The following is a 19,955-nucleotide window of genomic DNA, read 5'->3' as shown; positions in this document are numbered from 1 at the left end:
GAGTGGAAGTTCAAGAAGGCAGAGCGCAATCGAGCATGACAGGCGGATCGCAGCGTACGGGCAACCGGCAGAGGGATGTACCGGATCTCGTCGTTGCCGGCATCGGTGCCGGATATTTCAGCCGCTTCCATTATGACGCGTGGCAGCGCATCGAGCACTGCCGGCTGATCGCGGTCGCCGACGTCGACCTCTCACGAGCCCGCGCCGTGGGGGTGGGAGCCTATGACGATCCCGCCCGGATGCTGCGCGAACTGCAGCCGGACGTCGTCGACATCGTCTCTCCTCCCGAAACCCATTTCGACATGATCGCCCTGGCGATCGAGGCCGGTGCCAAGGCGATCATCTGCCAGAAGCCCTTCTGCGGGGACCTGGAGACAGCCGGACGCGCGGTCGCGCTGGCCGAGACCGCCGCGGTGCCGCTGATCGTGCACGAGAATTTCCGCTTCCAGCCCTGGTATCGGCGCATCCGCGAGGAGATCGCTTCCGGCCGCCTCGGCGAGGTCCTGCAGGTGACCTTCCGGCTCCGTCCGGGCGACGGGCAGGGGCAGGATGCCTATCTCGACCGGCAACCCTATTTCCGGCACATGCCGCGTTTCCTGCTGCACGAGACCGGTGTCCACTGGATCGACACCTTCCGTTTCCTGCTCGGCGAGCCGTCCAGCGTTTACGCGGATCTGCGCCGCCTCAACCCGGCTGTCAGGGGCGAGGACGCGGGCTATTTCGTCTTCGGCTACGACAATGGCGCCAGAGCGCTGTTCGACGGAAATCGCCTGCTCGACCATGCCGCCGCCGACCGGCGTTTGACCATGGGCGAGTGCTACGTCGAGGGCACAGGCGGCGAGATCCGTCTGCTCGGCGACGGCGGGCTTGCCGTCCGGGAGCATGGCGCCGCTGCGTGGCGGCCCCTGGCGGAACCTCCGGAAAGCAAGGCCTTCGGCGGGGACTGCGTCGCCGCCCTGCAACGCCACGTCGTGGCCGGCCTTCTCCACGGGGAGACCCTGGAGAACCAGGCGGCTCCCTATTTGCGGAACATGCGGATAGAGTCGGCGCTGTACGAATCAGCGGAACGTGGCCGGAGGATCGAGCTGAATTCATGAGACAGAGCGAAGCATCCCGCGCCGGGGCCGGGCGCGCCCCTGTCGGCGCGGCCCAATCTCCTTCGCAGACACAGCGCGCACTTGTCGCTCTCAGGGAGATGATCGTCAGCAACCGCCTGCCGCCGGGATCGAGCTATCTCGAGTCCGAGCTCGCCGAGATGCTCGACATGTCCCGGACCCCGGTACGGGAGGCCGCCGTCATGCTCGAGGCGCAGGGCCTGGTGGAGATCCGCCCGCGGCGCGGCGTGCGCATTCTGCCGCTGTCGACGCAGGACATGACCGAGATCTACGAGATCCTGACGGAACTGGAGGGGCTGGCGGCGCAACAGGCCGCTGCGCGCAAGCTATCGAAGAAGGAAATCGCGAACGTCGAGGGGGCCCTGAACGAAATGGATGCCGCGCTCGCGACCGACGATCGGGATCGCTGGGCGGCGGCCGACAAGCGGTTCCACGACCTGCTTGTCGCCATGTCGGGCAATCGCCGCCTGCAGGCCCTGGTGGAATCATACAACGATCAGGTTCACCGGGCGCGCATGCTGACGGTTCACCTGAGGCCGTCGCCGACCCGATCGAACAGTGATCACAAGGCCCTGTTCGAGGCCATCGTGGCGGGTGATCAGAAGCGGGCCCGGGCCCTGCACACGGCCCATCGCAAGGAAGCCATGCATCTCATCATCGACCTGCTGCAGAAGCACGGCTTCCATCAGGTGTAGCGGGCCAGTGGCTGCCGCGCCGCGCCCGGCCCGGATCGGCGCCCGGGCTTCCGCGATCGCCTACCTGAAATACTCGACCAGGGTCATCGTCGTCGCCGGGACGTAGGTCACGAGCATCAGCGCGCAGATCGCGACGAGGTAGAGCGGCATCATCGACCGGGCGATCGAGAGAACCCCCACACCGGAAATCCGCGAAGCGACGTAGAGGGTCGCGCCGACCGGTGGCGTGAAGAGACCGACCGCGACGTTGCAGGTCATGATGACGCCGAGATGGACCGGGTCGACGCCGAAGCTGATCGCGGTGGGAACGAACAGCGGTGCCGTCAGCAGGATCGCTGGAACCGGGTCCAGCACCAGTCCGAGGATCAGCAGAACGACATTCACCAGCAGCAGGAAGGTGATCTGATCGGACGACACCGCCTCGACGAAGCGGACCAGTATCTGGGGCATCTGCTCCAGGGTGATTAGCCAGCCAAGCACGCTGGTCGCGCCGATCACGACCATCACGATCGCGCTGGTGACGAAGGAATCGATGATTAGCTTCGGCAGGTCCCGCAGCGAGAAGTCGCGGTAGATGACCACGGTGACAACGAATCCGTAGACCACCGCGAAGGCGGCCGCCTCGGTCGGCGTCATGAAGCCGCTGAAGATCCCGCCGAGAATGAGGATCGGCATGAACAGCGCGGGTGCCGAAGCGATGAAGGTGCGCCACAGTTCCCGCTTGGATACCATGCGGCCGCCCGGATCGCACCCGGTCTTCTTGCCGACGTAATAGCAGACGGCCATGAAGAACAGGCCGAAGATCAGGCCCGGAATGATGCCGCCGATGAAGAGGTCGGCAACCGAGACATTGGCGACGAAGCCGTAGATCAACATCGGGATCGATGGCGGAATGATGATCCCGACCGTGCCGGCGGCGGCGACCAGGCCGCCGGCGAACGACCGCTTGTAGCCCTGTTTTGCCATGTTCGGGATCATCACCGACCCGATGGCCGCGGAATCGGCGATGGCCGAGCCCGATATGCCGCCGAACAGCATGGAGGCGCCGACAACGACGAAGCCAAGCCCGCCCGGCAGGAATCCGAAAGCGGCCCGAGCGAAGTCGATGATGCGTTGTCCCACGCCGCCGCGGCTCATCATCTCGCCGGCGACTATGAACAGGGGGATGGCGATGAAATGGATCGGTTCAACGCCGCCGATGAAGTTGAGATAGACGGCCTGCAGCGGATAGCCGAGGTCGAAGACGAAGATCGGGACGACCGCCGTGATGAGGATTGCCCAGACCAGCGGGATCCCGAGGAAGACGCTGACCAGGAAGAGCGCGCATACGAACAGGAGGATCATTCGAAGTCTTCCCAGTCATTCGCATCCGGCCCGGCGGAGCCGGCGAAGACGCCGGATTTCCGGGCCCGCAGATCGATGAGGAAATTCACGACGTGGAACAGCAGGGTGACGCTCATGCCGACCGGAAGGGAGGCATAGTGCAGGCCGACCGGCCAGTAGAGCACCGTCGTGAGCTGCGCCCAGGTATGCGCCGAGATATTCACCCCGTTGACGATCATGCTGCACAAGAGAACCGCGATGAGCACGTCGATGGCCACCGTGAGCGGCCAGTGCAAGGGCGCTGGAACAAGGTTCGAGACGACCTCCGTGACGCGCATGTGGGCGCCGCGGGCCGAGGCGGCCGCGCAACCCAGAAAAGTCAGCCACAACAGAAGGAACTGGACGACTTCCAGCGACCAGGAGAGGTCGAAACCGGCCGCGCCACGGAGTACGGCGTTGACGAAGACGATGATAACGATGGCAAGCCCGCCGATCGCCAGCATGCCGTCGATGACCATGGATAGCTGCCTGAGGGGAGCCGGATAGCGGCCTCGATAGTCCATAGCCTTGCATACTCTCCGGAGAAGCGACGCGGGAATGGATGTCGATGCGGTCGAGGGGTTGCGCCGCGACTATGCCGCCGATGGACGCAACCCCTTCGTCACACTCAGTTCGCCGGGAATTTCTTGCGAACTTCAGCCGCCTCGGCAAGGACTTCGTCGACCGCGTCGCCATAGACGCCTCGGGCCTTGTCGTAGACCGGGGCGACCGCATCGCGGAAGGGCCCGATCTCGGGCTTCGTCACTGTCGCGCCGGCGGCCTTCATCTCGTCGAGCTGCGAGTCGACCGACTGGCGCACCAGATTGCGGCTGAAAGCGGCGGCTTCCATCGCTGCCTTGCGGACCGCTTCCTTGTCGGCATCGGAGAACTTCTGCCAGGTCTTTTCCGCCACTGTCAGCGGAAGCGGGCTATAGACGTGCCGGGTCAGGGTGATGTTCGGCGCCACTTCGTAGAAGCGCAGGGAACGGATCGTGTCGACCGGGTTCTCCTGGCCGTTGACCGTTCCCTGCTGAATGGCCAGGTAGACGTCCGTGATCGGCATGACGACGGTCTGGAAGCCGATCGCTTCCATCGTCCAGCGGATCATGTCGTTGGGGAATACCCGCATCTTCTTGCCCGCCGCGTCGGCCGGCGAAGTCAGCGGCATCGTGGTGGTGAAGCTGCGGAACCCGGCTTCCCACGTCGAGAGGACGCGGAAACCCTTCGATGGAAGTTCGTCAAAGCGCGCCTGCAGCCATGGGGAGTTGTCGTAGAAGTCCCAGCCCTGCTCGTAGGTGTCGACCAGGAACGGCATGGCCGTCAGGTTGAGCGCCGGCAGGTGGGTCGCATAGCTGCCGGTCGCCGTCACTGTGAAGTCGATGCCACCGAGCTGAAGCTGCTCGATCGCCTTCGGGTCGTTGGCGAGCTGTCCCGCCGGGAAGATCCTGATCTCGTACCGGCCGTCAGTGTAGGTCTTGACCTTTTCCGCGAATACCTCGGCGGCGGCCTGTCGCGAGCCGCCGGGATTGTCGGTATGGCTGAATTTGAGAACGGTCGCGGCATCCGCAACCGAGTACGCCGACAGGGCTGCGCAGAATACTGACGCCGCGATCGCCGCGCTGCGGGCCTTTCTCAAGTTTTGTTCCAAAGACATCGTTCTCTCCCTTGTTATTTCTTCGCGGCGGAGCGCTGCCGTGCGAACGCCGCCCTCTTATTTGGTTGATGGTCGAACTGTGGTATGGGCCGCGGAACCAGATAATAAATGCAATTGCGCATCTGTCAACGTATGCATTAAAGTTCCCGACACGGGCGGAGCGACAGGCGCCGCGCGCCCGGACCGAGAGGTTCGGACCGATCCAGGATGACTGACAGAAGGACCGCCGCGATGAGCGTCCCGCACTACCGCGTTTCTGTAATCAAGGGAGACGGCATCGGCGTCGATGTCGCCGAATCCGCCCTCGCTGTCGCCGAGGCGGCGCAGCGCCGGGTCGGGGGATTCGCGCTCGATCTTCGACCGATCCGTGCCGGTGCGCGGTATTTCGCCGAAACGGGTCGCGACGTGGAGCCGGGCGGGGAAGAGGCGGCGGGCGAGGCGGACGCCATCTTTCTGGGCGCCATCGGGTGGCCGGAGATCCGCCATCCTGACGGGACCGAGATCGCGCCGCATCTTCGCCTGCGCGAACGGTTCCAGCTTTATGCCGGGGTCCGGCCGGTCAGGGCCTATCCGAACGCCCCGCGCCGGCTTGCCGATCCGCGCGCCGCCAATATCGATCTGGTCATCGTGCGGGAGTCCACCGAGGGGCTTTTCTATTCCGCCGCCGTTCATGGCCGCAGTCCCGTCGTGACCGACGACGAGGTTCAGGACGTGCTGCGGATCACTCGGCCGACGACCGAGAAGCTTCACGATTTCGCCTTCGGCCTGGCGCGGAAGCGAAAGGCGCGCGGCGGTGTCGGCCGGGTCACCTGCGTGGACAAGGCGAATGTGTTCAATTCCATGGCCTTCTTTCGCCGGATCTTCGACGAGCGCCGGGCGGACTTCCCCGATATCGAGGTGTCCTACAATTACGTCGATGCCCAGGCGCTCGACCTGGTCCGCCGGCCGTGGGAATTCGATGTGATGGTCACGGAGAACATGTTCGGCGACATTCTCTCGGATCTCGCCGGGGGACTGGTCGGCGGCATGGGCATGGCCGCCTGTGGCGAGATCGGCGAGGCGCACGGACTGTTCCAGCCGGCACATGGTTCGGCGCCGGACATCGCCGGGCGTGACATGGCTAATCCGATGGCGGCAATTCTGAGTGCCGCCCTCATGCTCGATTATCTCGGGGAGAAATCGGGAAACCGCTCGCTTGCGGCGGCGGCGGCGGTCATCGACGGGGCGATCCTCGACGGGTTCACCGCCAACGAGCTCCGGCCGATGGAATTCGGCGGCAACATGGGGACGCGGGACGTGACGCGGCGGCTCATCGAGAGGATCGAGGCCGGCCCGCGCGCCGCGGCCCGGGGCTGAAAGGGGCAGTCATGTACGTCGTCACCGTCCTGTTTGTCGTTGCGCCGGAGCATCGCAAGCGCTTTCGCGCGGCGATGGCCCGGCAGGCCGAGACGTCGCTCGGCCAGGAGCCGGGCTGTCTGCAGTTCGACGTCTGTCATGATCCGGCCGAGCCTGAATCCTGCTTCCTCTACGAGGTCTACGCGGACGAGGCGGCATTCCGGAGGCATCTCGAAAGCACCCATTACAAGGCGTTCGCCGAAACCGTCGACGGCTGGGTTGCCCGGAAGAGCGTCAAGACCTATGAGCGGGCCTGGCCGAAGCCCTAGGCTGGGGCGGATGGGGCGCTCGCGCTGATCCTGTAGAGTTGTTGGAACCGGAACGGTAGCCAGCCCGGCTCCTTGCGACCTTCCGCGCCGTGTCGCCGGCGGGTCAACCGCGGTCAGTCGTCCGCCACCAGGGGATGGGGAGTGTCGGTCGTCGTTCCGCCGCTGCCGTAAGGCCGCGTGATGATCTCCAGGAGATGACCGTTCGGGTCATCCCAATAGACCCCGCGGCCACCGTCCCAGCGGTTGATCCGGTCTTCGTCGCGGCGACCCGGGTCCGCCCAGTAGGGCAGGCCGCGGTCGCGGATACGGCGGAAGATCGCGTCGAACTCCGCCTCGCTCACCAGGAAAGCATAGTGCTGCGGATGGATATCATCCTCCGCCGCGACGAAATCCAGCGAGGTATCGCCAATCCGCACGATGGCGAACGGTCCCACGGTTTGCGGTGACGGCAGGCCGAGGATCTCGCTCAGGAACCGGGCGGAACCGTCGCGATCCCGTGCCGGGACGATCGTATGGTCGAGATGGATGGTCATGGCGCTGTCCTCGTCGTTCTCCCTCGTGCTTCGTCGTGCAACGTTGCCTCAGCTCAGCACGGAAACACCACTCTCGCTTCATGGTTCGCCTGAAACGATCATTCCAGCCGGCTGGCTCACGTTTTTGCGAACTCCGCCGAAAGTGATTGCCGATTCATAAAAGTTCCGTTTAACTGGATGACGTCCCGTGAAATGGAACGAAATCGTTGACAGAGACGCATGGATTCTTAGGTCGGGTTGCGGCGGTCCTCGAGGCCGTGAGCGGCATGCCGCAAGGCGCGACGCTGACCGATGTGATGGCGATGAAGGGGCTTCCGAAAAGCACCGCCCACCGCACCATCAATGCGCTTGTCGATATCGGGTTCCTGGAGCCGGGGCTGGACGCCAGGCACTACCATCTGGGTGCGCGCCTTCTCCGCCTGCTGCATCTCGGTTGCGAGAACGACGTCATCGGCCAGCTGATCGACGCGCCCTTGCAGCGGCTGGCGGATGAAATGGGCGAGGCGACCATTCTTTCCCGGTTCCGCGGCAGCGAGAGTATCGAGATCGCGGTTCTGCGGGCGCCGAAAGAGTCACGGACCAGTTTCGTACAGGTGCAGCTCGGGCCGACGCCGAACCACGCCTGCTCGACGGCCAAGTCGATCCTGGCATTCCAGGCGGTCGATGTCGTCGAGCGCTGCCTCGCCGGCGATCTGTACCGTTACACCGATTCCACCACGACATCCCGGGAAGCGCTGTTGAGCGAGTTGGCCGAAGTCCGGACCAACGGCTACTCGGTGTGCGACCAGGAGATTGATCTCGGAGTCTACAGCATCGCCGTACCGGTCGAGACCCGGCCGCTCGGCGTGATCTACAGCCTTGCTGTCGTCGGCCCGGCGGAGCGAATGAAGAATCGCGATACGAAGACGATCGTCGACGGCCTGATGGTGGCTGCGCGGAATGTCCGTTCCGTCCTCGGCAGGGCCGGGCTGGAACTGGGTAGCGAATCTGGAACCGTCCGATAGAGGCGGATTTTTTTTGCCAAGCTCGAGGAGCGTTGATCTTGGAGCGGCCGGTGAGGCTGTGCGTATAGGAGTGGAAAGCAGATGACAGGCAATCGAGGCGGTTTGATCGGTGAAGAGCAGGTGCGCGCCTACCAGGAGGACGGCATCGTCTGCGTGCGCCAGGCCTTCTCCGCAGAAGAGGTCGACTTTCTGCGCGATGTCGTGACGCGCGACATGGCGGCGCCGAGCCGGATGGGGCGCGAGGCGACACGGGACGGCAGCGGCCGGTTCTTCAGCGACACCTTCGTCTGGAAGCATATCCCCGAACTCGAGGGTTTCCTGCGCACAAGCGCCGCCGCCGATCTCGCCCGTGCCCTGATGAAGGCGGAAAAGACCAACCTGCTGTTCGACCAGTTCCTGGTCAAGGAGCCGGGAACGTCGACGCCGACCGTCTGGCATCACGACATGCCCTACTGGCCGGTCAACGGCGATCAGGTCTGCACCATCTGGATCGCGCTCGACCCGGTCACCAGGGACAGCGGCGCGGTCGAGTATGTGAAGGGCTCGCACCGCTGGGGCCAGCGCTACAAGGCAGAGGCCTTCATCGACAAGGATCTCTACAAGGAGGACCTGCCGCCGGTGCCGGACATCGAGGCGATGCGCGACACGCTGAGCTTCGCCCAGTACGAGATGGAGCCCGGCGATTGCACCCTGCACCACGGCCTGACCGTGCACGGCGCTCCCGGCAACAAGCGGAGCGACCGCGCCCGGCGGGCCTATGTCATCCGCTGGACCGGCGACGACGCCTATTACTATCCGCGTCCCAACCTGCAGCCGATGCTGGAAGATCCCGGGATCGCGCCGGGTGGCCCGCTCGATTGCGACCTCTTCCCCGTCATGCGCGGCTAGGCGGTACTTCTTCGGGAACGATACCCAACCAGTGATCCGGTGCGACCGACGCCGCCTTCGGGGGAGACAGCGTGAGCTACAACTTCAATTTCACGCCGATTTGGAACAACTTCGACCTGTTGCTCCAGGGCGCGTTGGTCACATTGCAGCTATCGGCGACCACGATGGTGTTCGGCCTTCTGGTCGGACTCGTCGGGGCCTCGCTGAAGCTGTGGGGCCCCCGGCCGGGGCGCTGGATCGCAACCGGCTACGTCGATTTCATCCGCAACACGCCGCTGCTGGCGCAGCTCTTCATCGTCTACTTCGGCCTGCCCAGCCTTGGCGTGCGAATTTCGGCCGAGACGGCGGCGGTCATCGGCCTGACGATCTACATGGGCGCCTATGCGACCGAGATCGTGCGGGCGGGGATCACCGCGATCCCGAAGAGCCAGATCGAGGCCGGCCGCTGCCTCGGGATGTCGCACTGGCAGGTCTTCCGCTACGTGATCGTCTTTCCCGCGCTGAAGACGGTCTATCCCGCGCTCACCAGCCAGTTCGTGCTGCTGATGCTCGGGTCGAGCCTGGTCTCGCTGATCTCGGCCAAGGAACTCTTCCATGTCGCGGCCTATCTCGACTCGCGGACCTTCCTGCCGTTCGAGATCTACCTGGTCGTCTCGCTGATGTATCTCGCCATGTCCCTCGGTTTCCGGGTCCTGTTCCGGGTCGTCGGTCACTTCGCCTTTGCAAAAACCTGAACGGGGACCCGGATCGTCATGTTTCGTGATTTCGGAGTGGACGAGGTTGGCCTGCTGCTCAAGGGCGCGCAGTGGACGGTGCTTCTCTCGTTCATCGCCTTCATCGGCGGCAGCATTGTCGGGCTCGTCGTCGCCGCCGTCCGCGTCGTCGGGCCGCGTTCGCTGAACGCGCTGGCCACAGGCTACATCCAGGCTGTCCAGGGCACGCCGCTGCTTGGCCAGATGTTCCTGTTCTTCTTCGGCTTCAGCATCATGGGCCTGGAGGTTTCGGCCTGGGTCGCGGTGTCGGTGTCGCTGATCCTGTTCTCGGGCGCCTTCCTGGGCGACATCTGGCGCGGCTGCATCCAGGCCATTCCGCAGACCCAATGGGAAGCCTCTTCCTGTCTCGGCCTCGGGTTCTTCCAGCAGATGCGCTACGTGATCCTGCCGCAGGCGCTGCGCATTGCCATTCCGCCGACGGTCGGCTTCTTCGTCCAGATCATCAAGAACACCTCCCTGGCCGCGGTCGTCGGCTTCGTCGAGCTGCTGCGCGCCGGCCAGATGGTCACCGCGGCGACCTTCAAGCCCTTCACCGTCTATCTCGCGGTCGCGCTGATCTACTTCGCGCTCTGCTATCCGCTCTCGCTGTGGAGCCGTCACCTTGAAAGGAAGCTCAATGTCGCTCATTCGCATTGAGAACGTTCACAAGAGTTTCGGGGATCTGGCGGTCCTCAACGGGGTCTCGCTGGATATCGAGGAAGGCGAGATCGTTACCATCATCGGGCGCAGCGGATCCGGCAAGAGCACGCTGTTACGCTGCATCAATGGCCTGGAGAAGGTCCAGTCCGGCGAGATCTGGGCCGACGGCGTCCAGGTGAACGATCCTGCGACCAACCTGCGCCTGCTGCGGCAGCGGCTCGGAATCGTCTTCCAGAGCTACAACCTGTTTCCGCATCTGACCGTGGAGCGCAACATCACGCTGGCGCCGCAGGTCGTCCAGAAGCGTGCCGCGGCAGACGTTCGCCAGGTCGCCGTGGACGTGCTGCGGCAGGTCGGCCTCGAAAGCAAGATCGACGCCTATCCGATCCAACTTTCCGGCGGCCAGCAGCAGCGCGTTGCGATCGCGCGCTCGCTCGCCATGGCGCCGAAGGTGATGCTGCTCGACGAGATCACCTCGGCGCTCGACCCGGAGCTGATCGGCGATGTTCTCAAGGTGCTCGAGGATCTCGCCCGGCAGGGCATGACCATGGTCCTGGTGACGCACGAGATGGGTTTCGCCCGGCGGGTCTCCAGCCAGGTCGTGTTCATGCACGAAGGGCGGGTCTGGGAATCGGGCCCGCCGGACCGGATTTTCACCAAACCTGAAACGCCTGAACTGGCCACCTTCATCCAGTCGGTTCTCTGAAAGGCGTCAGAACAGTGGGCAGGGAACGTACCCACCCCAACTAGCAGAGAGGAGCTACGCGTGAAGTACAGTCTGAGTAAGTTCGGCGCCATTGCCGCCGCGGTCGTGTCATTGGCCGTTGGAGGACAGGCCGCGGTTGCCAAGTCGACCCTTCATGAGGTCATCGACCGGGGCAAGGTCATTGTCGGCGTGCCGGTCGACTCCCCGCCGTTCGGCTTCATCGACGAGAATGGCGAGCCGGCCGGCTTCGACATCGATCTCACGAAGCTTCTCGCCAAGCAGCTTGGCGTGGAACTCGAGATGGTGCCGATGACCTCGATCAACCGGATTCCCTACCTGCTCACCAACAAGGTCGACGTGCAGGTCAATCTTTTCGGCGCGACGCCGGAACGGGCCAAGCAGGTCGCCTTCACGTCACCCTATTCGGGCCTGATCATCGGCGTTTACGGCCCGGCGGACGTCAAGGTCACCTCGCCGGAAGAGGTCGGTGACTACCGCATCGCCGTCGGTCGCGGCACGACGATGGATCTGACGCTCTCCGAAATGGTGCCGGACGACAATATCGTTCGCTACGAGGACGAGGCGACGACCATGGCGGCCGTGTTTACCGGCCAGGCAGACATGTGGGCGGCGGTCAACATGCATGTGATCAACGCCAACAAGAAGAACGCTGACCGGAAGATGGAGCTCAAGTTCGTCATGCGGCGGGCGCCGGCCTCGATCGGCCTCAGGCAGGGCGATCCGGACTGGATGCGGTGGCTGGAGACCTTCGTCTATTACAACAAGATCAACGGCGAACTGCAGAAACTGCATCGCAAATGGCTCGACGAAGACCTGCAGAAGGATCTTCCCTCCTTCTGATCGCTACCACGGACGGCCGGGGCGCGACCGCGTCCCGGCCGTTTCCGCGAGATTTTCCCGCTTTTCCATCCAGGACCCGATCATGACCTCCGAGCCCATCGAGTATTTCTATTCCGTGCGTTCGTCGTTCACCTATCTGGGCGCGGCGCGGCTCAATGCGCTTGCAGCGGAATTCGGGCTCAGCGTCGTGCATCGACCGGTCGACCTGCGGGAACTCGTCGATCGCCTGAATTCGGTCGATGACGCCCGCCCGGCCGACCGGCACTATGCCGGGGCCCGGGTGCTGGAGAAGAGCCCCGTCCGGGAAGCCTATACGCGCGCCGAGTACCGGCGCTGGAGCCGCAGGCTCGGGATCCCGATCAACGTTGATCCGGCCCATCACTACGGCCCCCGCGAACTGGCGTCGGGCGCCGTGATCGCGGTGCAGCGGCGCGGCCTCGACGCCGGCGCGATCAGTCATGCCATTCTCGAGGCCCTGTGGCGGGATGACCGCGACATAGCCGACCGGGCGGTCATCGCCGAACTTGTCGATGGCCTGTCGATCGGGGTCGGGGGTGAGGAAATCTGCACCGAGGCCATGACCGCCGACATCCAGGCCGAACTCGCCGCGAATACCCGGCTTGCGGCCGAGAAGGGCGTCTTCGGCTCACCGAGCTATTTCTACCGGGGCGAACTGTTCTTCGGCCAGGATCGGCTCGATTTCCTGCGCGATCTTGTTGCCGGCAAGACCGAGCCGCTTGTGCTCGCCAGCCAGCTCGACTAGCGCCGCGGACCGGATCAACGATCCGGCGCCGGATCCCAGTCCGGACCGAAATCGGGCTTGACCAGCCGCCCGTCCGGGCGGGCCAGTGCGTGGATCCGGCGCATGTCCGGGTCGCTCAGTCGGAAGTCGAAGATATCGAAATTCGACCGCGCATGGTCTTCGCTGGCGGTCCGCGGGATCGCCGCGACGCGGTCCTGCTGAAGCAGCCAGCGGAGGGCGATCTGACCGGCGTTCTTGCCGTGCTTCTCGCCGATCTCGGCGAGCACCGGGTCGGCGAATATCTTGCCCTGGGCGATCGGGCAATAGGCGGTCAGCGCCATGTCGTGGCGTGCCAGCGTGCCGAGTACCGCGGACTGGTCCAGATAGGGATGGTATTCGACCTGGTTCATCACGAGCGGCGCATCCGATAGCGCGGCCGCCTCGTCGATCAGCCGGGTCGTGAAATTGCTGATCCCGACATGCCGGGCGAGCCCGCTGGCAAGGACCTCGTTCAGGGCGCGGATCGTCTGCGCGAGCGGGATTTCGGCGTTCGGCCAGTGCAGCAAAAGCAGGTCGACATAGGGCTGCTTCAGCAGCGCCAGCCGTTCGGCGGCCGCTTTCTGAAAGACACCGTCGGCGAAATTGTCGGGCCAGATCTTGGTCGTCAGCCAGATATCGTCCCGGGCAATACCGCTTTCCGCGATGCCGCGGCCCACCTCGGCCTCGTTGCCATACATCTGCGCCGTGTCGATATGGCGATAGCCGATCTCGAGGGCGCTCCGCACCAAGTGCGTGGCCTCCTTTCCGGCCAGGCGCCAGGTGCCGAAACCGAGCGCCGGGATCGAGATCCCCTGCACGGAAATGGTCTGCATGCGATATGATCCTTATAGGTAACGGGCGAGTATCAAGGTGGAGAGTACGCTGTGCCCCTGCATTTCGAATCGGCAGAATTCGCGTCCCGAAAGACCCGCGCAATAGAAGAAATGGGGCATGAAGGTCTCGAAGCGCTACTCATGTTCCGGCAGGAGAGCCTTTACTATCTGACCGGTTGCGATGGCTCTGCCTATTGCCGCTTCCAGGTGCTCTTGTTGCAGGATAACGGCGACCTCGCACTTCTTCTATACGAGATCGATCTGCCGCAGGCACGCCTGACATCCGGAATCGATGATATCCGCTGCCTGCCCTGGACGGCCACGGCCGATCCGGCGGGCGCGCTCGCCGACGTCCTGCGGGAGAAGGGGCTCGGCGGAAAGCGCGTCGGCATCGAACTCGACGCCTGGGGCATCAACGCGGCGCTCTGGGCAGCGATCGAGCGGACATGCGGAGAGCTTTGTCGTCTTTCCGACGCGTCGCGCCTGATCGACCGGTTGCGCGTGGTGAAGAGCGCGGCCGAGATTGCCTGTGTACGGCAGGCGGCGGCGCTTGCCGACGATTCGCTGGCGGCGGCGATCGCCGAAACCCGTGCCGGTGCCGACGAGGGCGCCATCGCCGCGGCGATGAGCGGTGCGGTGCTGGCCGGCGGCGGCGATCTCGCCAACGGCTTCGTCATGGGGTCCGGTCGTTCGGCGCTGCTGGTGCGCGGCCATGCGGGATACCGAACGCTGGACGCGAACGATCAGTTGCAGCTCGAGTTCGGCGCCGCCTATCGGCGCTATCATGCCTGCCTGATGCGGGTGCTTCTCACCGGCCGCGCCGGGGCGCGCCAACGGGCGATGTTCGACGCCTGCGCGGAGGCGATCGCGGCCTGCCAGGACGCCTGCCGGCCGGGCGCCACGGCCGGCGATATCTTCGACGCCCATGCCCGTGTCTTCGACGCCGCCGGCTACGAGGCCTATCGCCTGAAAGCCTGCGGCTACAGCCTCGGGGCGACCTACGGGGCGACATGGATGGACTATCCGATGCTCTATTCCGGCAACGACGCGCCGGTCCTGCCGGGCATGGTCTTCTTCATGCACATGATCCTGGTCGACCACGACCGCGGGCTCGCAATGTCGCTGGGCGAGACCGCGCTGGTCACGGAACGGGGCTGCGAGACGTTGACCCGCATGCCGCGCGAACTGGTGGAGGCCTAGAGGATGGCGGATATCGCACATTTCCCGCCGGCGGAATTCGCCGCCCGGCAGGCGCGGGCGGTCGCGGCGATGGCAGAGGAGGGGCTTGATGCCCTCGTGCTGTTCAAGCAGGATAGCCGCTATTACCTGACCGGTTACGATTCCGGGGCGCATACCTATTTCCAGTGCCTGCTGCTGACAGGGGACGGGGACCTGGCGCTGCTGTCGCGCTTGCCGGACCTGCGCCAGGCGCGCATCACGTCGGACATTCCCGACATCCGGGTCTGGCTGGACGGGCAGGGACAGGGGCCGGGCGAGATGCTCCGCGATCTGCTGGCCGAGAAGGGGCTCGCCGAGAAGCGGCTCGGCGTGGAACGGGACTGTTTCGGCATGACGGCCTTCGTCTGGCGACAGCTGGCCGAGGCCTGCGGCGGGTTCTGCGACCTGGTTGACGCCTCCCGGCTGGTCGATGGCTTGCGGGCTGCCAAGACCCCGGCCGAGATTGCCCTGACCCGTGCCGCCGCCGCCCGCGCCGACCAGGCGATCGCGACGGCCCGAAGTCTCGCCCGGCCGGATGTGGAGGAGGCCCTGATCGTCGGCCGCATGCAGGCGGACATGCTGCGCGCGGGCGGGATGCCGGCGGCGTGGGAACCGGTGATCGGCTCCGGCCCCGAGGCGGCCGCGCCGAACGGTCATTCGGGGCGACGGGTGCTGGCGGAGGGAGATCCGCTGTTCCTCGGCCTTGCCGGATCGTCGCTCCGCTATCATGCGGGGATCGCGCGGACACTGGTCCTGGCGCCGCGGGACCGCGCGGGGCGGGAACTGTTCGAACGGGTCCGCGCGGCCCAGGAAACGGCCGCCGGCCTGTTGCGGCCGGGGGTCGTGGCCGGCGATGTCGCGGCCGTCGACGCTGGCGACGGCGTCCGCGTATCCGGGCACGGGCTGGGCGCGATCTATGCGCCGAGCGAGGCCGACTGGCCCTATCTTCGGCCCGGCGAAGACGCCTGCCTGCCGGCAGGCGCCTGCGTCTACCTGGAGGCGGCGATCCGCGATCTCGCGGGCAATCGCGTCATGGTGCTGGGCGACAGCTTTCTGGTCGGCGAGGCCGGGGCCGAGCGTCTGACCCGGGCGTCGCAAGCGCCCGAGATCGACGGGTAGCAAGCGAACCGGTCCGGGCGGCCGGTGCCGCCCCGGCCGTGGATCAGGCGACCGCCGCCCGTGCGCGACCGAGCCGGGCGACCCAGTCGCCGACGGCGGCGCGGGCGGCCTCGGGCGTGGCCGGCTCCGCCTCGCTGAAGCGGGCCCGGACAGCCCGCAGGACATGCGGACGCAGGCCGGGCTCGACGTCGAAAACCGCGAGCGCCAGGGCGACGCTTGCCTGCTCGGGCCAGACCTTTTCGAAGGTCCGGCGGCCGTCGCCGAGATCGAAGGCGCCGGCCCGTGCCTTGCGCCCGTCGCGTATCCGCGCCCGCAGGGCGTCGGTTGCCGCGTCATCGACCGCGTCATCGACGATGGTTACGCCGTAGTCGCGCGCGGCGCTTTCGAGGCTCACGAATCCGTCCCGCACATCCTCCAGGACCCGCGCCGGATCCCGCTCCAGCGGGTCGCCGAAGCCGCCGCCGGACGGGGTGATGAGGCGCAGCACGTCGCCCTGCCTGAGGTCGAGAACCTTGACCTTGCCGAGTTCTTCCGGGGCATCGCCGTCCGGGTTGAAGATCGCGGTGCCGGAGGTGCCGGCCGTGCCGCCTTCGAATCCCCAGGGCGCGAAGACGGTCCTGTCCAGACCGCGGACGGTGATCACCGCCTCGACGTCGCCGTTCTCCATGTCGGTGACGACGCCGCCGCCGCCCCGCGTCCGGCCCTTGCCATGCAGATCGGTTCCGAGGCTGTAGCGGCGCATGATCAGCGGCGTTTCGATCTCGACATATTCGAACGGCGCGCTTCTGAGGAAGGCGATCGGTATGTCGGTGCCGTCGATACCGTCCAGCCCGGCGCGGGCGCCGGAGCCGCCGACGATCGGTTCGACGACGCTGACCCGGCGCAGGCCGGTCGTGTGATCGCGTCCCGAGACGGAGATGATGCCGGCCTGCCCGGCACCGGCAGCGGCAAGGCCGCCCGGCACGGCCTGCGCCAGGCAACCGAGGATCACGTCATACATCCGCATCGCGGTGACCCAGCGGTTGCCCATCGCCGCCGGGAATTCCGCGTTCATGATCGTGCCCTTGGGCGAACTGGTGCGGATCGGCCGCATGATCCCGCCGTTCATCGGGATGTCCGGGACTCGGGTATGGATATAGTTGGTGAGCGCCAGGCAGAGGAACGGATGCACGCCGCTGCTGCTAGTGAAATTGAGGGCGTACTGGACCTGCGGATCGCTGCCGGCGAAGTCGATCGAGGCCTGGTCGCCGGCGATCTTCAGGGCGGCGTGGAGGAAGATGAACTCGCCCGGTGAATAGCCCTCCAGATAATCGCTGAAGGCATATTCGCCGTCCGGGATCTCGGCGATGACGCCGCGCGCCTTCAGTTCCGCGAAGTCGAGCACTTCCTCGATCCCGGTCTGGAATTCATCCTCGCCATAGCGGTCGCAGAGCTCGTTGACCCGACGATCGAGCGTCTTCATGCCGGCCAGCATGGCCTTGATGTCGCCCCAGATCAGGTCGGGAATCCGGGAATTGTCGAGAAAGACGTTGAGCACGTCGCTGTTCAGGACGCTCCGGTCGTAGAGCTTCACCGCACGAAGCCGGATGCCTTCCTGGTAGACCTCGGAATTGACCGGTGAAATGCTTCCCGGCACCGCGCCGCCGATGTCGGAGGCATGGATGAACGACCACGCATGGCAGAGCAGCCGGCCGTCGCGGAAGATCGGGCGGATCAGATGCACGTCCATCGTATGCGTGCAGAGGCCCTGAGTGCCGAAGGGGTCGTTGGTGATGATCACGTCGCCGGGCGCCAGGTTGTCCTCGCCGATCAGGTCGACCGTCGTGCGGATGTTCTGCCCGACGCTGGTGGTCACCCCGCTCAGTCTCGGAAAGGCGAAGAAATGGCCGTCTCGTGTCGCCAGCGCGCACTGGAAATCCTGTGTCTGCTTGACGTAGGTCGTGTGCGCCGTGCGATAGGCGATGGAGGCCGCTTCCTCGGCGATCGCAGCGAAGCGGTTCTTCATGATCTCGGTGCGTACGGGGTCCATGTCAGCGCTCCATCGTCAGCATCAAATCGCCGAAGCGTCCCACTTCGGCGTCGTATCCCGGCGGCACCACGATGGTGGCGTCGGCCTGCTCGATGATTGCCGGGCCCTGCAGGCGGTCGCCGGCGGCGAGATCTTCGCGCGCGAAGACCGGCGTTTCGGCAACCGGCCCGGTGCGGAAACGGACCGCGCGGGTCCGCTTCGGCGCCGGCGGCGCGGTCCCGGCGGCGAGCGTCGCGGTCGCCTCGGGCCGTGCCATTGTCGCCACCAGCGTCAGCCGCAAATCGGTGAATTCGACGGGCGCGGTCGGATCGGAATGGCCGAACAGGCGCTGGTGTTCCGCGTGGAACGCCTCGGCGATCGTCGCCATGTCCGGCTGGTCGAGCGCATTCTGCGGCAAGGGCGCGGTGACCTGGAAGGACTGGCCCAGGTAGCGCATGTCCGCCTGCGGCATGTAGGCGACCGACTCGGTCGCATGGCCATGCGTCTGCGTCTCGAGCCAGCGGTCTGCTTCGCCTTTCAGGGCCGCGAAGATCGTCCGCACCCCGGATTCGTCGGGGGTTGCGCCATGCACGCTCTGCACCAGATCGTGCCGCAGTTCCGAGACTAGGCAGCCAAGGGCGCAGAAGACCGACGGCGTGCGTGGCACGATGATCCGGCGGATGCCGACTTCCTCGGCCAGCAGCGGGCCGTGAATGCCACCGGCGCCACCGAAGATCATCAGGCTGAGATCGGTCGGGTTGACGCCGAGCCGGGCGAGGAAGGGCAGGACGCTTGCCAGCATGTTCGAGGTGGCGACCTTGATGCAGGCCTCGGCGGTGTCGGCGACGGACATGCCGAGGGTGGCCGCGATCGGTCCGAAGGCCTGCTCCGCCAGGTCGGCGCGCATCGGCATACGCCCGCCCAGCAGCGAATCCGGGTTCAGATAGCCGGACAGCAGATAGGCGTCCGACAGCGTCGGTTCGGTGCCGCCGAGGCCGTAGCAGGCCGGACCGGGGGTTGCGCCGGCGCTGCCCGGGCCGACCTTGAGCACGGGTCCGTCCATGCGGACGAGCGAGCCGCCGCCGGCGCCGAGCGCCTCGATCGCCGTGACCGGCATCATCAGCGGGAAATCGCCAACCCGCGATTCGGTGGACGTCATGGCCTGGCCGTCGCGGATCAGGGACATGTCGGTGCTGGTCCCGCCCATGTCCATCGTCAGCACGTCGCCGCTGTCGAGCGCGCTTCCGAGATAGCGCGCCGCGCTGACGCCGGCAGCCGGGCCGGAAAGCAGGGTATGGACCGGGAAGCGGCGTGCGTCGCCCGCCGCCATCACGCCGCCGTTCGACTTGGTGATGAACAGCCGGGCGTTGCCGAGGCGCTTCTCCAGGTAAGTCTCGATTTCGCCGATATAGCCGTCCATGACCCGGCGAACGAAGGCGTTCAGCAGGGTCACGATGGCGCGTTCATACTCGCCTTCCTGGGGCCAGACCTCGTGCGAGGCGATGATCTCGACATCGGGGGCCGCCGCCCGGGCAGCGGCGAGGGCTGCCTGTTCGTGCGCCGGGTTCCGAAAGGCATGCAGGAAGCAGATGCCGATCGCCTCGACCCCCTGGGCCACGGCCGTCTTCACGGCGCGCGCCACCTCGTCGGCCTGGAGCGCGCGGTCGATCGAACCGTCGGCCAGGATACGCTCGTCGATCTCGAAGACATGCCTGCGCGGCACCAGCGGCAGGGGGCGCTGGTTGAAGATGTCGACCGGGCGGTCGAGCCTGAGCCGGCCGAGGCCGAGCAGGTCGCGAAAACCCCGCGTCGTCAGGAAGGCCATGCTCGGGCCGCGGCGTTCGATCACCGCGTTCGTGCTGACCGTGGTGCCATGGACGATCGTCACCGGGTCGTCCGGTGCGATCCCGTGGCGGGCGATGATGTCTTCCAGGCCGTTGATGACCGCCTGCGCGAACTCCGGCGGGGTCGACGGAACCTTGTGCGTGGCGATGCTGACATAGCCGGCGGCATCGCCCTGCCAGATGGCGAAATCGGTGAAGGTTCCGCCGATGTCGATGCCGATACGCGTTTCATTCCTGGGCATGCTACTCACCTGATGT

Annotated in this window: 20 protein-coding genes; 13 read left to right on the top strand and 7 right to left on the bottom strand. The window is 65.8% G+C overall.

Annotation, left to right across the window (positions count from 1 at the left end):
* Positions 1-35 precede the first annotated feature (35 nt).
* Both OCH7691_RS14710 and OCH7691_RS14705 read left to right on the top strand, forming a co-directional pair.
* On the top strand, positions 36-1,097 hold the full coding sequence (locus OCH7691_RS14710) for a Gfo/Idh/MocA family protein (RefSeq protein ID WP_085884285.1): 1,062 nt from the start codon (positions 36-38) through the stop codon (positions 1,095-1,097).
* Positions 1,094-1,810 (top strand): GntR family transcriptional regulator, encoded by a 717-nt coding sequence (locus tag OCH7691_RS14705; RefSeq protein ID WP_085884284.1) that lies wholly within the window; start codon positions 1,094-1,096, stop codon positions 1,808-1,810. The genes OCH7691_RS14710 and OCH7691_RS14705 overlap by 4 nt, the downstream gene beginning before the upstream one ends.
* A gap of 60 nt (positions 1,811-1,870) precedes the next feature.
* Here the strand turns inward: OCH7691_RS14705 and OCH7691_RS14700 are convergent, their stop codons facing one another.
* From OCH7691_RS14700 to OCH7691_RS14690, 3 genes are all read right to left on the bottom strand, one after another.
* Positions 1,871-3,154: a TRAP transporter large permease gene (locus OCH7691_RS14700; protein ID WP_085884283.1), complete on the bottom strand. Its 1,284-nt coding sequence runs from the start codon at positions 3,152-3,154 to the stop codon at positions 1,871-1,873.
* Entirely contained in the window at positions 3,151-3,696 is a 546-nt protein-coding gene (locus tag OCH7691_RS14695; protein ID WP_085884282.1) for a TRAP transporter small permease, read from the bottom strand. Before OCH7691_RS14695 ends, OCH7691_RS14700 begins: the two co-directional genes overlap by 4 nt.
* 104 nt (positions 3,697-3,800) lie before the next feature.
* Positions 3,801-4,808 (bottom strand): TRAP transporter substrate-binding protein, encoded by a 1,008-nt coding sequence (locus tag OCH7691_RS14690; RefSeq protein ID WP_217808015.1) that lies wholly within the window; start codon positions 4,806-4,808, stop codon positions 3,801-3,803.
* Between the two features lie 225 nt (positions 4,809-5,033).
* On the opposite strand from OCH7691_RS14690, the gene OCH7691_RS14685 reads away from it, so the two are divergent.
* On the top strand, positions 5,034-6,182 hold the full coding sequence (locus OCH7691_RS14685) for an isocitrate/isopropylmalate dehydrogenase family protein (protein ID WP_217808012.1): 1,149 nt from the start codon (positions 5,034-5,036) through the stop codon (positions 6,180-6,182).
* Between the two features lie 11 nt (positions 6,183-6,193).
* Positions 6,194-6,490: a putative quinol monooxygenase gene (locus OCH7691_RS14680; RefSeq protein WP_085884279.1), complete on the top strand. Its 297-nt coding sequence runs from the start codon at positions 6,194-6,196 to the stop codon at positions 6,488-6,490.
* Between the two features lie 113 nt (positions 6,491-6,603).
* On the opposite strand, the gene OCH7691_RS14675 is transcribed toward OCH7691_RS14680, so the two are convergent.
* The gene (locus OCH7691_RS14675; protein WP_085884278.1) at positions 6,604-7,023 is read right to left on the bottom strand and encodes a VOC family protein; all 420 of its coding nucleotides are present in this window, start codon (positions 7,021-7,023) and stop codon (positions 6,604-6,606) included.
* A 206-nt stretch (positions 7,024-7,229) separates the two neighbouring features.
* Between OCH7691_RS14675 and OCH7691_RS14670 the strand changes: the two genes are divergently transcribed.
* The 7 genes from OCH7691_RS14670 to OCH7691_RS14640 all read left to right on the top strand — a co-directional run bounded on the left by OCH7691_RS14670 (position 7,230) and on the right by OCH7691_RS14640 (position 12,657).
* Positions 7,230-8,027: an IclR family transcriptional regulator gene (locus tag OCH7691_RS14670; RefSeq protein WP_139839710.1), complete on the top strand. Its 798-nt coding sequence runs from the start codon at positions 7,230-7,232 to the stop codon at positions 8,025-8,027.
* A gap of 81 nt (positions 8,028-8,108) precedes the next feature.
* Complete coding sequence (locus OCH7691_RS14665) at positions 8,109-8,915, top strand: phytanoyl-CoA dioxygenase family protein (RefSeq protein ID WP_085884276.1); 807 nt, start codon at positions 8,109-8,111, stop codon at positions 8,913-8,915.
* A gap of 71 nt (positions 8,916-8,986) precedes the next feature.
* Positions 8,987-9,649, top strand: coding sequence for an amino acid ABC transporter permease (locus OCH7691_RS14660; protein WP_085884275.1), 663 nt, complete (start codon positions 8,987-8,989; stop codon positions 9,647-9,649).
* An 18-nt stretch (positions 9,650-9,667) separates the two neighbouring features.
* Positions 9,668-10,324: an amino acid ABC transporter permease gene (locus OCH7691_RS14655; RefSeq protein WP_085884274.1), complete on the top strand. Its 657-nt coding sequence runs from the start codon at positions 9,668-9,670 to the stop codon at positions 10,322-10,324.
* Positions 10,305-11,033, top strand: a complete 729-nt coding sequence (locus OCH7691_RS14650) for an amino acid ABC transporter ATP-binding protein (protein ID WP_085884273.1) — start codon at positions 10,305-10,307, stop codon at positions 11,031-11,033. Before OCH7691_RS14655 ends, OCH7691_RS14650 begins: the two co-directional genes overlap by 20 nt.
* 60 nt (positions 11,034-11,093) lie before the next feature.
* Positions 11,094-11,894 carry a transporter substrate-binding domain-containing protein gene (locus OCH7691_RS14645; protein WP_085884272.1) on the top strand — a complete coding sequence of 267 codons (801 nt, stop codon included), beginning with the start codon at positions 11,094-11,096 and terminating at the stop codon, positions 11,892-11,894.
* An 82-nt stretch (positions 11,895-11,976) separates the two neighbouring features.
* Positions 11,977-12,657: a 2-hydroxychromene-2-carboxylate isomerase gene (locus OCH7691_RS14640; RefSeq protein ID WP_085884271.1), complete on the top strand. Its 681-nt coding sequence runs from the start codon at positions 11,977-11,979 to the stop codon at positions 12,655-12,657.
* Between the two features lie 14 nt (positions 12,658-12,671).
* On the opposite strand, the gene OCH7691_RS14635 is transcribed toward OCH7691_RS14640, so the two are convergent.
* On the bottom strand, positions 12,672-13,508 hold the full coding sequence (locus OCH7691_RS14635; protein ID WP_085884270.1) for an aldo/keto reductase: 837 nt from the start codon (positions 13,506-13,508) through the stop codon (positions 12,672-12,674).
* 51 nt (positions 13,509-13,559) lie between these two features.
* Between OCH7691_RS14635 and OCH7691_RS14630 the strand changes: the two genes are divergently transcribed.
* Complete coding sequence (locus tag OCH7691_RS14630; RefSeq protein WP_085884269.1) at positions 13,560-14,708, top strand: M24 family metallopeptidase; 1,149 nt, start codon at positions 13,560-13,562, stop codon at positions 14,706-14,708.
* A 3-nt stretch (positions 14,709-14,711) separates the two neighbouring features.
* Complete coding sequence (locus OCH7691_RS14625) at positions 14,712-15,845, top strand: M24 family metallopeptidase (RefSeq protein WP_085884268.1); 1,134 nt, start codon at positions 14,712-14,714, stop codon at positions 15,843-15,845.
* 43 nt (positions 15,846-15,888) lie between these two features.
* Here the strand turns inward: OCH7691_RS14625 and OCH7691_RS14620 are convergent, their stop codons facing one another.
* Both OCH7691_RS14620 and OCH7691_RS14615 read right to left on the bottom strand, forming a co-directional pair.
* Entirely contained in the window at positions 15,889-17,874 is a 1,986-nt protein-coding gene (locus tag OCH7691_RS14620) for a hydantoinase B/oxoprolinase family protein (RefSeq protein WP_085884267.1), read from the bottom strand.
* A 1-nt stretch (position 17,875) separates the two neighbouring features.
* The gene (locus tag OCH7691_RS14615; RefSeq protein WP_085884266.1) at positions 17,876-19,939 is read right to left on the bottom strand and encodes a hydantoinase/oxoprolinase family protein; all 2,064 of its coding nucleotides are present in this window, start codon (positions 19,937-19,939) and stop codon (positions 17,876-17,878) included.
* Positions 19,940-19,955: the final 16 nt, after the last annotated feature.

Origin of the sequence: Oceanibacterium hippocampi (assembly GCF_900172325.1) — a bacterium.
Classification (GTDB): domain Bacteria; phylum Pseudomonadota; class Alphaproteobacteria; order Sneathiellales; family Sneathiellaceae; genus Oceanibacterium; species Oceanibacterium hippocampi.
The sequence above is the reverse complement of the archived record's forward strand: the minus strand, read 5'-3'. Positions and strand labels throughout refer to the sequence as shown.

Bases quoted from the DNA above. Each gene is read 5' to 3' on its own strand.
- OCH7691_RS14710 (WP_085884285.1), top strand. From the start codon at position 36: ATGACAGGCGGATCGCAGCGTACGGGCAACCGGCAGAGGGATGTACCG.
- OCH7691_RS14705 (WP_085884284.1), top strand. From the start codon at position 1,094: ATGAGACAGAGCGAAGCATCCCGCGCCGGGGCCGGGCGCGCCCCTGTC.
- OCH7691_RS14700 (WP_085884283.1), bottom strand. From the start codon at position 3,154: ATGATCCTCCTGTTCGTATGCGCGCTCTTCCTGGTCAGCGTCTTCCTC.
- OCH7691_RS14695 (WP_085884282.1), bottom strand. From the start codon at position 3,696: ATGGACTATCGAGGCCGCTATCCGGCTCCCCTCAGGCAGCTATCCATG.
- OCH7691_RS14685 (WP_217808012.1), top strand. From the start codon at position 5,034: ATGACTGACAGAAGGACCGCCGCGATGAGCGTCCCGCACTACCGCGTT.
- OCH7691_RS14680 (WP_085884279.1), top strand. From the start codon at position 6,194: ATGTACGTCGTCACCGTCCTGTTTGTCGTTGCGCCGGAGCATCGCAAG.
- OCH7691_RS14675 (WP_085884278.1), bottom strand. From the start codon at position 7,023: ATGACCATCCATCTCGACCATACGATCGTCCCGGCACGGGATCGCGAC.
- OCH7691_RS14665 (WP_085884276.1), top strand. From the start codon at position 8,109: ATGACAGGCAATCGAGGCGGTTTGATCGGTGAAGAGCAGGTGCGCGCC.
- OCH7691_RS14655 (WP_085884274.1), top strand. From the start codon at position 9,668: ATGTTTCGTGATTTCGGAGTGGACGAGGTTGGCCTGCTGCTCAAGGGC.
- OCH7691_RS14650 (WP_085884273.1), top strand. From the start codon at position 10,305: ATGTCGCTCATTCGCATTGAGAACGTTCACAAGAGTTTCGGGGATCTG.
- OCH7691_RS14640 (WP_085884271.1), top strand. From the start codon at position 11,977: ATGACCTCCGAGCCCATCGAGTATTTCTATTCCGTGCGTTCGTCGTTC.
- OCH7691_RS14635 (WP_085884270.1), bottom strand. From the start codon at position 13,508: ATGCAGACCATTTCCGTGCAGGGGATCTCGATCCCGGCGCTCGGTTTC.
- OCH7691_RS14625 (WP_085884268.1), top strand. From the start codon at position 14,712: ATGGCGGATATCGCACATTTCCCGCCGGCGGAATTCGCCGCCCGGCAG.
- OCH7691_RS14620 (WP_085884267.1), bottom strand. From the start codon at position 17,874: ATGGACCCCGTACGCACCGAGATCATGAAGAACCGCTTCGCTGCGATC.
- OCH7691_RS14615 (WP_085884266.1), bottom strand. From the start codon at position 19,939: ATGCCCAGGAATGAAACGCGTATCGGCATCGACATCGGCGGAACCTTC.